16 protein-coding genes and 3 tRNA genes are annotated in these 14,510 nt (G+C 33.3%); 13 read left to right on the forward strand and 6 right to left on the reverse strand.

The features are described 5' to 3' along the window. Nucleotides 1–12 precede the first annotated feature (12 nt). The 3 genes from CaldiYA01_RS01905 (at nucleotide 13) to CaldiYA01_RS01915 (ending at nucleotide 2,825) form a co-directional block, all read left to right on the forward strand. Nucleotides 13–927: a sensor histidine kinase gene (locus CaldiYA01_RS01905; protein WP_207180762.1), complete on the forward strand. Its 915-nt coding sequence runs from the start codon at nucleotides 13–15 to the stop codon at nucleotides 925–927. Nucleotides 928–1,034: 107 nt separating this feature from the next. Next, nucleotides 1,035–2,048: a LacI family DNA-binding transcriptional regulator gene (locus tag CaldiYA01_RS01910; protein ID WP_207180764.1), complete on the forward strand. Its 1,014-nt coding sequence runs from the start codon at nucleotides 1,035–1,037 to the stop codon at nucleotides 2,046–2,048. A gap of 18 nt (nucleotides 2,049–2,066) precedes the next feature. After that, on the forward strand, nucleotides 2,067–2,825 hold the full coding sequence (locus CaldiYA01_RS01915) for an alpha/beta hydrolase (RefSeq protein ID WP_207180766.1): 759 nt from the start codon (nucleotides 2,067–2,069) through the stop codon (nucleotides 2,823–2,825). A 418-nt stretch (nucleotides 2,826–3,243) separates the two neighbouring features. Here CaldiYA01_RS01915 and rpmB read toward each other — a convergent pair whose 3' ends face one another. Beyond that, a complete protein-coding gene (gene rpmB, locus CaldiYA01_RS01920; RefSeq protein WP_207180768.1) occupies nucleotides 3,244–3,432 on the reverse strand; it encodes a 50S ribosomal protein L28 in 189 nt (62 codons plus the stop codon). A gap of 82 nt (nucleotides 3,433–3,514) precedes the next feature. Further along, entirely contained in the window at nucleotides 3,515–4,582 is a 1,068-nt protein-coding gene (locus CaldiYA01_RS01925; protein WP_207180770.1) for a bis-aminopropyl spermidine synthase family protein, read from the reverse strand. A gap of 144 nt (nucleotides 4,583–4,726) precedes the next feature. Between CaldiYA01_RS01925 and truD the strand changes: the two genes are divergently transcribed. From truD to CaldiYA01_RS01975, 10 genes are all read left to right on the forward strand, one after another. Next, a complete protein-coding gene (gene truD, locus CaldiYA01_RS01930; protein WP_207180771.1) occupies nucleotides 4,727–5,896 on the forward strand; it encodes a tRNA pseudouridine(13) synthase TruD in 1,170 nt (389 codons plus the stop codon). A 58-nt stretch (nucleotides 5,897–5,954) separates the two neighbouring features. Further along, nucleotides 5,955–6,031, forward strand: a tRNA-His gene (locus CaldiYA01_RS01935). Nucleotides 6,032–6,045: 14 nt separating this feature from the next. After that, nucleotides 6,046–6,121 (forward strand) — tRNA-Gln (locus CaldiYA01_RS01940). Between the two features lie 599 nt (nucleotides 6,122–6,720). Continuing rightward, a complete protein-coding gene (locus tag CaldiYA01_RS01945; protein ID WP_207180773.1) occupies nucleotides 6,721–7,344 on the forward strand; it encodes a papain-like cysteine protease family protein in 624 nt (207 codons plus the stop codon). 19 nt (nucleotides 7,345–7,363) lie between these two features. After that, nucleotides 7,364–8,341, forward strand: a complete 978-nt coding sequence (locus tag CaldiYA01_RS01950; protein WP_207180775.1) for a hypothetical protein — start codon at nucleotides 7,364–7,366, stop codon at nucleotides 8,339–8,341. 199 nt (nucleotides 8,342–8,540) lie between these two features. Next, nucleotides 8,541–8,717, forward strand: a complete 177-nt coding sequence (locus CaldiYA01_RS01955) for a hypothetical protein (RefSeq protein ID WP_207180777.1) — start codon at nucleotides 8,541–8,543, stop codon at nucleotides 8,715–8,717. Nucleotides 8,718–8,823: 106 nt separating this feature from the next. After that, nucleotides 8,824–9,261, forward strand: coding sequence for a type VII toxin-antitoxin system MntA family adenylyltransferase antitoxin (gene mntA / locus CaldiYA01_RS01960; protein ID WP_207180779.1), 438 nt, complete (start codon nucleotides 8,824–8,826; stop codon nucleotides 9,259–9,261). Between the two features lie 31 nt (nucleotides 9,262–9,292). Beyond that, a complete protein-coding gene (gene hepT / locus CaldiYA01_RS01965) occupies nucleotides 9,293–9,724 on the forward strand; it encodes a type VII toxin-antitoxin system HepT family RNase toxin (protein WP_207180781.1) in 432 nt (143 codons plus the stop codon). Nucleotides 9,725–9,843: 119 nt separating this feature from the next. After that, nucleotides 9,844–9,919 (forward strand) — tRNA-Lys (locus tag CaldiYA01_RS01970). Between the two features lie 109 nt (nucleotides 9,920–10,028). Continuing rightward, entirely contained in the window at nucleotides 10,029–11,561 is a 1,533-nt protein-coding gene (locus tag CaldiYA01_RS01975; RefSeq protein ID WP_207180783.1) for a YifB family Mg chelatase-like AAA ATPase, read from the forward strand. Here the strand turns inward: CaldiYA01_RS01975 and CaldiYA01_RS01980 are convergent. Genes CaldiYA01_RS01980 through CaldiYA01_RS01995 form a run of 4 tightly spaced genes read right to left on the reverse strand, consistent with a single transcriptional unit; the run spans nucleotide 11,554 to nucleotide 14,450 of the window. Continuing rightward, the gene (locus tag CaldiYA01_RS01980; RefSeq protein WP_207180785.1) at nucleotides 11,554–12,369 is read right to left on the reverse strand and encodes a metal ABC transporter permease; all 816 of its coding nucleotides are present in this window, start codon (nucleotides 12,367–12,369) and stop codon (nucleotides 11,554–11,556) included. The two genes, CaldiYA01_RS01975 and CaldiYA01_RS01980, sit on opposite strands and share 8 nt — an antisense overlap. A 4-nt stretch (nucleotides 12,370–12,373) precedes the next feature. Continuing rightward, nucleotides 12,374–13,141, reverse strand: coding sequence for a metal ABC transporter ATP-binding protein (locus CaldiYA01_RS01985; protein WP_207180787.1), 768 nt, complete (start codon nucleotides 13,139–13,141; stop codon nucleotides 12,374–12,376). A 23-nt stretch (nucleotides 13,142–13,164) separates the two neighbouring features. Beyond that, entirely contained in the window at nucleotides 13,165–14,028 is an 864-nt protein-coding gene (locus tag CaldiYA01_RS01990) for a metal ABC transporter substrate-binding protein (protein WP_207180796.1), read from the reverse strand. Further along, nucleotides 14,025–14,450 carry a Fur family transcriptional regulator gene (locus CaldiYA01_RS01995; RefSeq protein ID WP_207180797.1) on the reverse strand — a complete coding sequence of 142 codons (426 nt, stop codon included), beginning with the start codon at nucleotides 14,448–14,450 and terminating at the stop codon, nucleotides 14,025–14,027. Before CaldiYA01_RS01995 ends, CaldiYA01_RS01990 begins: the two co-directional genes overlap by 4 nt. Nucleotides 14,451–14,510 lie beyond the last annotated feature (60 nt).

Here is a 14,510-nt window from a genome sequence, read left to right on the forward strand (position 1 = left end):
GGTGAGAAGTTTATGAAAGAAAAGTTTACGAGAGTGTATGGGATAGTTACGTTTACAGAGCTTTTGTTATTTTTTGGACTTGTTTTATATATTCAGTTTCAAACACGTACATATAATACAGTATCATGGATTTTGATTTGTATAAGTTTGAGTTTGATTGTGACTGTAGGATATGTTTTTGGGATTTTACCCATAATAAATGAATTTGGTGAACGAGTAAGAAAGGTAGAAAATATTTTAAAATCAATAGAGAATAGTTTTGAGTTTTTCAATGAGGATGGTAAAAAATTTGAAAGTGCTGTGCAAGCTTTAAAGAATAAATTTTATTTAATAAACGAAGAAAACGAGGCTGAAAACCAATTTATTTTTGATTACAGAGAAATGATAATAAGAAATATTCAACTTATATATGAAATAGCAGTTGAAAAAGAGCAAAAAGAAATTGAAGGGCTTGCAAGGTCACTTTTAGACACCTTAGAAGCAAGTGTATATTCAAACCGCATTTTTGTTCCGTTATGGTACGAGGTGACATTATTTCAAACAATTCTTTCTGGTTGTGTTTATTCACTTAAGAACAATTTTGAAATAATTGTAAACTTCCACGACGATAGTTTGAAAGATAGATTTATACTTCATGGGACGCTGAGTTTTATTGCAAAACTTTTTACTAGCTGTTCGGAAAGACAGCTTCCAATAAAAAGTGTAATACAGCTTTCAATATTTGAAATATCAGGAATGCTGAATATAAGAGTATATTACAATGATGTCATAAAAAATTATGAGAAGATTGAAGAGGTAATGAATGTTTTAAAAAACAGGTTTGCACTGTATTATCCTGAGGGTTCGTATTTGATAACATATTCAACTGGTGACAATCATTTTGTGATTGAGATGACTTTGCCGGAGATAAAATCTTCTGAAACATAAAAACAATCAAACTTGTCAGTATAATTTGCAATTTTTCAGAATATTTGGTATTATTGAAATTGAACTTTAAATGAATAAAGGTAAGAAAGAGTTGGGATGAGATTAAGATGGTAACTATTAAAGACATAGCAAGGGAAGCAGGTGTTTCACCTTCCACAGTGTCAAGAGTGTTATCCGGAAAAGCAAAAATTTCTCCTGAGACAACAAAGAGAGTGATGGAAGCGATAAAGAAACTTGGATATATCCCAAATGCAAGTGCGAAAAGTCTTGTTATGAAAAAGGCTTATTCGGTAGGCATTTTTATGCCAAGAAGGCTTGAGCAGATACTGACTTCTACGTTTTTTGACCAGGTTGTGTCTGGTATTTGCAGCTATATAAACAATACTGAATATGAAATAGTACTTTCGATTGTGCCTCCTGAAAAAGAAAAAGAAAGTTTAGAGAGGCTTATTAAAAGTAAAAAAGTTGATGGTTTTATACTTCTGACCTCACGTATAAACGACTATGCAATAAAATACTTGCGAAATCTAAAATTTCCTTTTGTGTTGATAGGGTCGCCTGACAAGGATAAGGACTATGTGAACTGGGTCGACAACGACAACAAAAAAGCTGCGTTTGACGCAACAGAGTATCTAATTCGGCTTGGACATACTCAAATAGGTTTTTTGGGTGGAATGGAAAATCTTGTTCTTACTCAAGATAGGCTTTCGGGTTACAAAAGTGCTCTTGCCAAATACAAAATTCCTGGGGAGAACCAATACATTATGTTTACTGAGTTTGATGAGCAAAGTTCTTATGAAAAGGCAAAACAGATGTTGCAGCTGAAAAACAGGCCAACGGCTATTGTATGTATTGACGAGGTTGTTGCATATGCGGCAATACGTGCTTGCAGGGAGCTTGACTTGAAAGTTGGGTATGACGTGTCTGTGATAGGGTTTAATGAGTCAATTTTTTCGAAGCTATCCTCGCCAAGGTTGACAACCATCAATACCAATGTATTTTATTTAGGATACTATGCAGCTGAGATGTTAATAAAAGAACTTGAAGAGCCCTACAAGACGTACAAAAGACTGATTGTTGAACACTCAATTATTGAGGGGGAGACCTGTAGAGCAATATAAAGCCAAGGGGGATTTTGAATGCAAAAGCATGTTGAGATCAAAAACAAAATAGGTCAAGTGCTAAGAGGTTACTTGCATACACCTGAGGAATATGAGGGGAAAATTCCTGCTGTTGCTATATTTCATGGATTTACAGGCAACAAAATGGAGCCTCATTTTATCTTTGTGAAACTTTCGCGACTTTTAGAGCAATATGGGATTGCAAGTGTGAGGTTTGACTTTGCGGGCTCTGGCGAGTCAGACGGAGAGTTTTATGATATGACAGTTACGCGTGAGATTGACGATGCACGATGTATTTTAGAGTATCTATTTTCTCTTGACTTTGTTGACAAGCAGAAGATTTCAATAGTTGGACTTTCGCTTGGCGGTGCAATATCCTCTTACCTTGCTGGTGAGTATAAAGAAAAACTTTACAAGGTGATTCTGTGGGCACCTGCAGGCAATATGAAAGAGATTGCAAAAAATGTGGTTGAGACAAATCCAACAATCAAAGAGAAGGGATATGTTGATTTAGGTGGACTTTTACTTTCTCAGGATTTTTATTACGACCTGCAAAAATATGATTTCTTTGAGGAAATAAAAAGATATCCTGGCAAGATTTTGATTTTGCATGGAACAAATGACCAAGCTGTACCTATCGAGGTTGGAAGAAAATATAAACAGATTTTAGGAGATAGGGCTGAACTTATTGAGATAGAAGGTGCTGACCACACATTTAACAAGTATGAATGGGAAAGATTGGTGCTTGATAAAACGGTTGAGTTTTTAAAGGATTGATTTAAAATACAAAAGGGTGGACACTAAAAAAGTTTCCACCCTTTTTTGTCACCCATCTATTTTCAAATGAATATAATAGAATAAAGCCAGCTATTGTAAGAATATATTTATGATATGAGCAAGCATTTTTTACACAAAAACAAAAATTGGTTGGGTCTTGTACTACTTATCATCGGTATAGGTATTTTAATATCACTACTGATGCCCCCTTGGCTTTTAGCTTTTATAATTGCAGTGGTGTTAATAAGTGCAGGAATATATCTATTTTTAAAGGATGGGAGATGGAAGTAAAATGAGAATCATGGTGTTCAAAATGCCAAGGTTTTTGAGCAAGTTAATAAAAAAGCTGTTTAAAATAAGTGATGATAAATAAAGAAAAAAGTTCAAGATAAATTTGCTTATCTTGAACTTTTCTATTTTAAGCACGGACAACCTTGCCTGCCTTTATACAGCTTGTGCAAACATATATTCTCTTTCTCTGACCATTTTTCAGAAGAACTTTTATTTTCTTTACATTTGGCTTCCATGTTCTTCTTGACTTCTTGTTTGAGTGGCTTACTTTATTTCCAAAAGAGACTTTTTTACCGCAAACTTCGCACATTGCCATCCTTTATTTCCCTCCCTTTTCTCATCAGAAGCTTAAAAAGCCACACAATATTTTAACATAAAAAAGAGAAAAAGAGCAAGGATTAATTTTCTTTATACAGTATAGCCTCATTATCAATATAAAGCTCACAGTTGATATAGTCATTTTTAATTTCAACATCTTTTACAAGCTCAATTCTGTACATACTTGATGTGTACCAGTTAAGCTTTGGTTGAACATTTACAAAAGGAAGTCTACTCTCAAGTGATGGCAGGAGATAGTTCCAGTTTACATAATGATTGAAGTTCTCAATGATGTCCGTAATAACTGTATTGAACTTATTCAACAAAAGTTTTTGAAATTCATGCCATTTTGAAAGCGAAGCTTCGATGTTTGTAAGACCAAAGTAGCCTGCACAACCTGCACCTTTTAAGCTTGAAATTGTTCTTGTAAAGCATAGGTCCAAAGCCTCAATTGTCTCTGGTGGGTCTATTGTAAATGTGTCAAAGCTTTTAACAAAATCCTCAGGAAGTTTATTTCTAAAATCGTATTCAATAGCTTTGAGATTTAAATTGTATTCTTTTGCAGCCTGATTTATAAAGTCAACAAGTCGTTTGTCAATTTCTAAAACTATGACCTCTTTAGGGAGTTTTGTTAGTGCTCCTGCAATTGAAACAAGGTCATCGTCACCAAATACTATTAGCTTTTTTCCAACCAAATCTCCTTTTTTAATCATCAGCGCAATTCGTGAATATGCTGTTTCTTCTGTGACGTATCCCTGGTCGAACTCAACAATTGCATCAGGTCTTGTCTTGACAATCTCTTTAAACTTCTCATAAGCATCCTTGATTTCAGAAAAGACTATTCCTCTTCCTTCGCAATAAGAACATGTGTAATTTTTTACAATAGGAATATTGTTAGTGCTTATAAATTCTTTTCCTTTTTCTGTTAATATCAAGTTACCTGATTCATCCGTCTTGGCAAAATCTATTGAAATAAGATAGTTAATTGTTTCTCTTACCACAGCAAACGGTTTTTGTGACAAAAAAATAACTTCCCAAAAATGGTTTGTGGAATTTAGTGCAGAGAGTATTTTTTCTATATCTCTTTGATTTACCTCAACTTTTGTCTTGTTCTGTACAAAATCAACAGCAGCTTTTAATACATCCACTTCTACCACCTCCTCATAATTATTTATTATTACCCGAATTTTCAGTAATATAGTTTGTTGACAACAATATATAATGATATCATAATAAAATAAGGTGTCAATAAGAGTTTTGAAAAATTGAGGATTTAAAAGGGTGATAATAGTTTGAAAATTAAGGTTTTGCCAGAGGATTTTGTAGTAAAAGAAAAACTTAAGCTAGAGATAAAACCGTCGGGGAGATACAAGATTTATCTTTTGACAAAAAGGCACTGGAACACGGTTGATGCTCTCAGGATCATCTCAAAAGAGAACAAGATTTCACTTGAGAAGATTGGCTGTGCAGGCAGAAAAGATAGGCATGCACTTACTTTTCAGTATATTTCTGTGCCAAGGGAATATACCATAAATTTTAATAAAGAAAACGTAAAAGTAGAGTTTATAGGGTATTCAGATGATTTTGTATCACCATTGATTCTTGAAGGGAATTTTTTTGAAATAACAATAAGAAAATTAAAAAATAAGGATGAGAAAATTTTACGAAGATTAAATGAAGTGCAGCAGTTTGGCTTTCCCAACTACTTTGATGACCAGCGGTTTGGAAGCAGTCAAAGTGAAGATGAGTTCATAGGCGAAAAGATTGTTAAAAAACATTACAACGGTGCTCTCAAACTTTACTTTACAACCATTCATCCTGAAGATAAAAAAGAAGAAAAGGAGAGGAAGAAAAAAATCTCTGAGCTTTGGGGAGATTTCGAAAAGATACTGCCTCTTTGTAAAACGAAGGTAGAAAGGGATATTATAAAAACTCTTTTAAAAGGTAAGAGCAGACACTATTTAATTAGAGCACTCAATCTTATTCCCAAAGAAGAGATGTCTATTTTTCTTTCTGCTTACCAGAGCTATATATGGAACAGGACATTGATTGCAGTTTTGCCTTATTATGTTGATTTGTTAAAACCTGTAAAGGGGAAAATTATGGACTACTTGATTTACACTACACTTTCAACAAAGTCTTTAAATAGTTTAAAAAACCTCCACATTCCAACCGTTTCATCAAAAATACCATATGTGAGTGATATTGTAAATAACGCTATTTTAGAGATTTTAAACGAAAGAGGAGTAAAACCTTCTGATTTTGATATTGAAAGGATTAAGAGCTGGTATTTTAAATCATTTTTACGACCTGCCATAGTCTTTCCAGAAAAGCTTGAGGTTTCAAGCTTTGAAGAGGATGATTTTTACAGCGGGTATTATAAGCTAAGGATAAAATTCTATCTTCCTGCGGGATCCTTTGCAACCATGCTTATAAAAAGTTTAACAATTACAAACATATAATCGCTATTGACTAACTGGGCTGTTGCCTTTATAATATGATTTGCTTGTTAAAGAGGCGGTGGATATAGCTCAGTTGGTTAGAGCGCCAGGTTGTGGCCCTGGAGGTCATGGGTTCGAGTCCCATTATCCACCCCATATATAAAATAAGTTGGGGTGTCGCCAAGCGGTAAGGCACAGGACTTTGACTCCTGCATTCCGGTGGTTCGAATCCACCCACCCCAGCCATTTTTGTTTTATGGAGTATTCTCAAGTGTTACATGGAACAGTTAAAAAATGTAAAATGGCAAACAAAAACATCAAGTCCTGTAGTCAATTTTAAAGGCAAAATAGGTGGCAGGATTTTAAGAGGATAAAGGATACAATCTCTTGAAGAAGACAGCACCACCAATCGCAGAGTTTAAAAACTTTGCGAGAGGTGTTTTTTTATGTCCAATAAGGTGTCTTTGAATTTATGCAGAGGAAACATATAAAAAATTTGGGTTGTTTGATTGGTTGAATGGGGTTTAAATTATAAAAGTCAGATTGTTCAAGAAATTTTCTTTGGATCAGTTCACTACAATCATTTCAGGTAATTTTTTCCTTTGGATTTATATTTGTTTTATCAGTGTATAATTAGAATGCAAGAAATAAAATAAGTGGTTTGATTTAACAGGAAACAATAAGAGGTAAATTTTTTACTTTGACAAGACAAAAAAATACAAATATGGGTACAAAATATTGCAAAAAAAAACAATATTATGAATTGAAATTAAAAACAGCAGTTATAGATTATAATTAAAGGTTCTTAAATGAAATAGAATTAAAAAACGAAAGGGTGAGAAGATATGGTCAAAAAATTACTAAAAAAGGGAAGGTACAAAAGAATCGTGATTAGTGCTATTGTGTTTTTTACATTACTCTTACTGAACCTTAGTGATGCATTTGCAGAAAATACAGTTACGTATGTTGAACTTCCAGTTAAAAAGGTAAGTCAGGCATATTCAAATTGGTGCTGGGCAGCAGGGTGTGAGTCGATATTGTACTATTGCAAAAACTATTTAGGTTTTGGGAGAGAGGCAACACAGTGGGATATAGTGAAATATATCTATGGAAGTTACGTAAATAAAACTGGAGGATTTTCTGATATACAAAGAGCGCTCAACTATTATGGTGTTGGTTATTCAGAGATAAAACCTGTAAGTGGTTGGACAATTTCATATGATCAAATTATTCAACAAGTAGTAACTTATAGAAGACCAATAGGTGGACATTTTTACGTTAAAGGTGCACATTTTGCAGTTATATGCGGAATATGGCAATATTTTGATGTGAATGCATATATGCAAAATTATGTTGTAATCATGGATCCAGATATAGGAGGTTTAAGATTTATATCTGATTTAGAATTGAGAGATGGTGATTCTGAGTGGGAATTAAATAATGCAGCGAGAGTTTACAGAGCTATCTAATAATGGGGAGGAAATAAATATGAAAAAAGGGAATATACTTTTGATAATAATTTTAGCAATAATGTTGATACAATTATTCGGTATACCAATATTGGCATATGAAAAATTTGATTCTATTATAAATCATAATGAAGAAATTATGAAACTCAGGAGAGAATTGACTGCCGAATCTCATTTGAACGCTCTGCTTGAACTTCTAAATAGAGATAATAGTTTTATTAAGAAACAATTGGATGAAATTACAGGTAATAAGGTTTCATATGATTTCAAAAAGTTTAAAATAAGTGATGAGTATGAGGTGTACAGATTATTTGAGTTTCCTTATAAATCAAAATTAGCCTCTAATGGTTATACAAGAATTTTTTATTTTGAGGAAGATATTAGAAAGAAAATAGAAAATCTTGAATTTAGTTCATTTAGTGATTTACTTAAAAAGGGGTTTGTTAAAAAAGAGTGGGCAAGAATAATATATTACGATGATAAACCAGTTGGATACATGTTAATTGGTTGGGATAATAATAATTATTCTTATGTTATTTCGTATTCAACAATGGGATACAGTGGGTTAGGAGAAGCAATTATATTTATGAGAGAATTTTTAAGAAGCAAAGGACAACCACAAAACGTTAAGATTGTTGACGCTCAAGAAAAATCATTATATGTAGCATCTGAAGATGGGAACTGGTGGTGCACTGATGCTGCAGATTCTTCAAATCCAGAAATATATAGAAAAAAAATATGGCATTTTGATGAAATAAAAGACGGGTTGAATAACAGACCAAAAGAGATACTGAATTATTTTGATGAGATGCAAAAAGATCCCGATAATATAAAAATGGGTGGAAGTCCATATAAACCTTTGTTTGAAACTGCAACTGAAAAAAAGGAAAAGATAAAAAATGTTTTAGTTGCGACATTGTTGCTATCTATAACAGCAATTTTTGTTGCAGGTGTGAATTTATTATCGAAATACAAAAAAAGAGTATCTATACATTAAACCATTTGGATTTAAAATTAAATTCAAATTGGTATGTTTGCAATTAGAAAGTTAATGATTTATTTCAAGAGTAAATTAAAAATATTAGAAAGAGGATGTTCTTGCAGAAAGACATCCTCTTTTATTGCACAACTCAGGAATTTTTGATAAAATAATTCTAAAAAAACTTTGAATCACTATAGGAGAGAGTTGATAAAAAGTGAAACTCAGAAAAGGTGCACTCTCTTATCTACGTGGTGTTTTTATTATCTCATTTTTTCTTATGTTTATAGTTGTGTTTGTATTTCAGTATTCTAATAGTCCTGGAATAGATTTTTTGTTATCTTTGTTGGTTGCACATTATATCTGCAAGAGTATATTTTCGTTAGAAGATTAGTTGGTAAGTTGTTGTATTACAATTTTTCTAAACTAAACTTGGGGATAAGACGAAGGTGAAAAAAGTTAAGTAGAACAAAAATTTGATAATAGAAGGTGCTTTGAAAGTGATAAGAAGAAATAAAATTGATATTGATCATGCTAAAAAAGTTATTAAAGATTTGGGTGCATTTTTCAGCAGGTTTGGGAACAAGGTTGTTGCTGCTTATTTTTTTGGTTCATTTGCAATGGGCACGTATACTCCGCTTTCTGATATAGACATAGCAATTTTATTTGACAAGGAACTTTCCAAAACAATAGTGGAAGAACTTGAAAATGAAATTCTTGATGGGCTTATGAAAATGCTTAAAACTGATGAAATTGATCTTGTTATTCTTAATCACGCACCTTTATCTGTTAGATACGGAGTATTAAAAACTGGGAAGATAGTTTACTGTAGCAATACAGAAAAAATGGTTGACTTTCAAACAGAGGTCATTTCAAAATATCTTGATATAAAGCCTTATAGGGAAGAATTTTATAGAGAATTTTTAAAATCTTTATAAAGATTTTTTGAAAGGAGTTTGTTTTTAAGATATGGACGAAAAAATATTATTTCATTTAAAGCTCTTAAAAAAATATACAGAGTTATTAAAAGATATATCAAAAGTTGATTTCGAGGAATATATGAAAAATGAAATCTTAAAAGGTGCGGCTCAGAGGTATTTACAAGTTGCAATTGAAACATGTATCAACATTGGAAATAGAATAATTTCAATAGAACAAACAAAAGGTAAAAATATAAAAACGCCTGAAACATATGTAGATATATTTTTGGCATTGGCTCAATTGGATATTATTAATGACGAATTTAGCACAAGGCTTTCTCAAATGGCAAAGTTTAGAAACAAACTGGTACATCTTTATTGGGAAATTGATGATAGTTTGGTTTATAGGTTTATAAAAGAAAAGATACAAGATTTTGAAGAATATATTTGTTGTATAAAAAAGTATGTCCAAAATAATTGATATTTATTGTAAACTTTACAGTATAATCATTTTAAGTTAATTGTTTGTATATTTCGAACAAAAGTTTGGTATTGTAGAGTCAGCAGACATCAGCTATAATAACAATGCATCTTATATATGGGCCATTAGCTCAGTAGGCAGAGCACCAGCCTTTTAAGCTGGGTGTCCCGCGTTCGAGTCGCGGATGGCTCACCATCTTCAAAAATATAAGCCCTTGAAAAAGGGCTTTTTTGTTTATATTGAAAAATGAAGTTTGCTGTGATAAAGTTTTAATAAAAAAAGGAAAGGAAAAGCTATATAAAAAATGCTTGCAAAAGTTTTGACATCTTCTTACCTTGGCATAAAAGGCTATATTGTTACAGTTGAAACAGACATGTCAAATGGCCTGCCGAGTTTTGATATAGTTGGCCTTCCTGATGTGACTATAAAAGAGGCAAAAGAAAGAATAAGGGTGGCAATAAAGAACAGTGGTTTTGAATTTCCAAACAGAAAAATAATTGTTAATCTCGCACCTGCAAGCACCAGGAAGGAAGGCTCATCTTTTGACTTGCCTGTGGCTATTTCTGTGCTAAAGTCGTCTGAGCAGATAAACCCTAAAATTAGCCCGTATGAGATTGCAATAATTGGAGAGCTCTCGCTTGATGGAAGTGTCAAAAGGGTGGATGGGGCTTTACTTATGACAATCGCAGCTTTGGAAAATGGTATCAAAAAGATTATTGTTCCTTATGAAAACAGGGCAGAGTGTAGCGTTGTGAAAGGAATTGATGTTTTTCCTGTAAAAACTTTAAAAGAAACTGTTGAAATCTTGGATAATCCTCAGAGTGCCACACCTTATAAGATTGAAATAGATGAGATGAATCTTCTTGATACCTTTACATATGATGTTGACTTTTCAGAGGTCAAAGGTCAAGAGTATGTCAAAAGAGCAGTTGAGGTAGCAGTGGCAGGAATGCACAACCTTCTTTTAATTGGACCGCCGGGAAGCGGCAAAACCATGATTGCTCAGCGCATACCTACAATTTTACCTCCAATGACCTTTGAAGAGAGCTTAGAAGTGACAAAAATTTATAGCTGCGCAGGACTTTTGAAAGATGGTCAGGCGCTTATCACTGCAAGGCCTTTTAGAAGTCCTCATCACACCTCTTCATCAATTGCTATAATTGGTGGCGGTAGAGTTCCAAAACCAGGTGAGGTTTCACTTGCCCACAATGGCGTTTTGTTTTTGGATGAATTTCCCGAATTTGATAAAAAGACAATTGAGGTTCTTCGCCAGCCTCTTGAAGATGGATATGTGACAATTTCAAGAGTAAATGCATCAATTGAATATCCTGCAAGGTTTATGCTTGTATGTAGCATGAACCCTTGCAAGTGTGGTTATTTTTTGTCAGATGAAAGGGAGTGCACATGCACACCTGCTCAAATTAAGCAGTATCTTGGAAAGATTTCTGGACCTATTTTGGACAGAATTGATGTTCAGGTTGAAGTAAAGTCTGTAAAGCTTGAAAACTTCAATTCCTCAATTTGCAAAGATTCAGCAGCTATGAGAAAAGAGGTAGAAAAAGCAAGACAAATTCAGCTTGAAAGGTTCAAAGGGCTTGGCATATTTTATAATTCTCAAATGAAAGGATCTCTTGTAAACAAATTTTGCAAACTTTCAAAGAAAGAAAAGCAGCTTCTTGAAAAGGCATTTAATACCTTGGGACTGTCGCTTAGAGGATATACCAAAATTTTAAAAGTTGCAAGAACAATTGCTGATTTGGAAGAAAGCGAAGAGATAAAAGCAGAGCACCTGCAAGAGGCAATCTCTTACAGGCTTTTAGAAAGAAGACTTATTTAGAAGTTTTTTTAAAATATCTTTTTCTTGTAATATTGATGATTTCAGCTATAAAAAATATAACTAAAAATATCAAGACTGTGGCACCGCCAGGTGGGATATCGATATAGTAAGAGGAAGTAAGTCCTGCTATTATTGCAATTAAAGATACTAAAAGTGAAACTACTTGAAGCATTCTAAAATTTTTTGAAAATCTCATCGCAATTGCTGTTGGGAAAACAATCAGGCTTGAGATTAAAAGACCGCCCACAATCTTAAGTGAAACAGCAATTATTGTTGCTGAAATTATATTCAGAAAAAAATCAAGTAGTTTTGTATTTATTCCCGAGACCTTTGCGCTAACTTCATCAAATGTAGCAAGAATAAGTCTTTTTCTAAACATAACTATAAAAGTGACTGTTACAAGGCATACTGCAAAGATAATCCATACATCTTCATTCCCAATTGCGACTATGCTTCCAAAAAGGAAGCTCATCAAGTTGTTACTGCTTTTTAAAATTCCAAACAGAACTGATGCAAGGCCCAGGGCCGTGATTGAAACAAGGGCAAGAGATATTTCTTCAAACCTTTTAAATCTTGATTTGAAATATTCAATAGCCAAAGCAAATGCAACGGTTGAGACAATTGCCCCAATGGTCGGGCTAAAATTAAAAAGAAGGGAGGCTGCAACACCAACAATTGCTGTGTGTGAAAGAGAGTCGCCCATCTGTGAAAATCTCTTTAAAACAAGAAAGTTTCCAGCAAGCGAGGTCATAATGCTAACCAGCACACCTGCTAAAAAAGCCCTTTGCATAAATTCATATTGAAGCATAATATCACATCCTGTTATTTTGTTCTTTTTTGGTATAAGAGTGTCTGTGCTCAATTTTCTTGATCTTGTATTTGTACACACTTTCAAACTTTGAGGGGGAAAACTCTTTTGCGCTGCAAGCGGTATAAATCATACCATCCCCCATACAGATTATGGTATCAGCATGCTGGGTTACAGCATACACATCGTGTGTTACCATTAATATTGTTGTTCCTTCTTTCTTTTTCTCCCCAAGAATTTCAAAAAGAAGCTGCTCAGAGAGACTGTCTATTCCCACAGTTGGCTCATCTAAAAGAAGTATTTGGGGATCTGATATGAGCGCGCGGGCTAAAAATACTCTTTGCTGCTGTCCGCCAGAAAGTTGACCAATGAGCCTGTTTTTGAGCTGCTTTATTTGAAGCTTTTCTAAAATGCTTTCGGCTTTTTCTAAGTCCTGTTTTGAAAATCTCTGAAGCAATCCCTTTTTTGGCACAAGTCCTAAAAGTACAGTTTCAAAAACGCTCAAAGGGAAGCTCTGGTTAAAATTTGTGACCTTTTGAGGAACAAAGGATATTTTCTGCCTATCCTGTGGGGTAAGATGCTGCTTGCCAAATATTAGTCTTTTTCCGGTTGTTGGAGAGTAAATTCCAGAGATTATATTCAAAAGTGTGCTCTTACCAGAACCGTTTGGTCCGACTATGGCAACAAACTCACCTTTTTGAATTTTGAGGTTTATGTCTTTTAGGATTCTTTTCTGGTCAATATAAAAGTTTACATCTATAAGTTCAATCATTCTGATTTTCTCTCCTGCAACATTTATTTTAAAACCATCTCAAATGCTTTTAAGTTCTTTTCCATAAGACTGAGAATAGTTTCATTTTTTGCTTGAGATGAATTTACAATTCCCATTCCATAGATATTTACAATTTTGATACCAGTGTCTTTAGCGATAGTCTTTACAGCAGGCAAATTTTCATTTGGGTCAACTAAAATATACTTTATGTTTTTTTCCTTTATAAGCTGAACAATCTCTTTCATTTTTTGAGCCGAAGGTTCTTCTTCCTCGTTCACACCGGTAATTGAATACTGCTTGAGGCTGTAATCTCTTGCTAAATATCCAAAAGAGGGATGAGCAATTAGAAATTCTTTTCTATTTGAGTTTTTCACAACAGAAGAAAATTCCTTATCAAGTTTATCAAGATTTGAAATCAACTTTGAAGAATTTTGTTGGTAATAACTTTTGTTTTTTGGATCTAAGCTTATCAAGGCATTTTCAATATTTCTTGTTATTGTCTTCAAAAGCCTTGGTGATGTCCATATATGAGGGTCACTATCTAAAAACTTTATACCTTCAGATGCTCTAAAGATTTTGACCTTTGTTCTCTCAAGAGGTTTTTTAACCCACTCATCAACAAGCCCAAGATATATCACTGCTTTTGCTGATGTGAGCTTGGCAATATCACGGGAAGATGGTTCAAATGAGTGAATTTCTGCACCGTCTTTAACAAGCTTTTCAACTGTTATCTTCTGCCCTGCTATAAGTTTTGTAATAGAATACAAAGGATAGATTGTAGTGTAGACTGTGCCTTTGTTTGTAGTTAAAACTTCATTTTTGCATCCACTTAAGAAAACCATGAAGCTAATAAGAAGGAGAAAAGTTAACAGCTTTATCCTCTTCATTCATTTTCCCTCCCACAACATTTATTGCATATACCATACACTTCTAAATTGTGGTCTAGAATTTTAAAGTTCTTTTGGTTTAGTTCCTCTTCAATTAGATTTATCTTACAGTCTACAATTTCGGCTTTTGCATTGCATTTTATACATACAAAATAGTGATGATGCTCATTTTTCTTTATTTCAAAAAAATGTTTTCTATTTATAATGGATTTCACTGCAATTCCATTTTGAACAAAAAGTTCGAGGTTTCTATATACAGTTGCAAGGTCAATTTTCAGGTTTTTGTTTTTTAGCATATTGAGTATTTCATCAGCTGATAAACATTGATTTGAACTATTTAAAACCTTGTATATTTCAATCCTTTGCCAGGTAGCTTTGATATTGTGTAAATTTAAAATAGACTTAATTTCCTGGTTTATCATTCCTTCCACCTACTTGCAAAAAGTTTGCAACTAAATATATTATACATAATATTTTGAGAA

Source organism: Caldicellulosiruptor diazotrophicus (genome assembly GCF_017347585.1).
Classification (GTDB): domain Bacteria; phylum Bacillota; class Thermoanaerobacteria; order Caldicellulosiruptorales; family Caldicellulosiruptoraceae; genus Caldicellulosiruptor; species Caldicellulosiruptor diazotrophicus.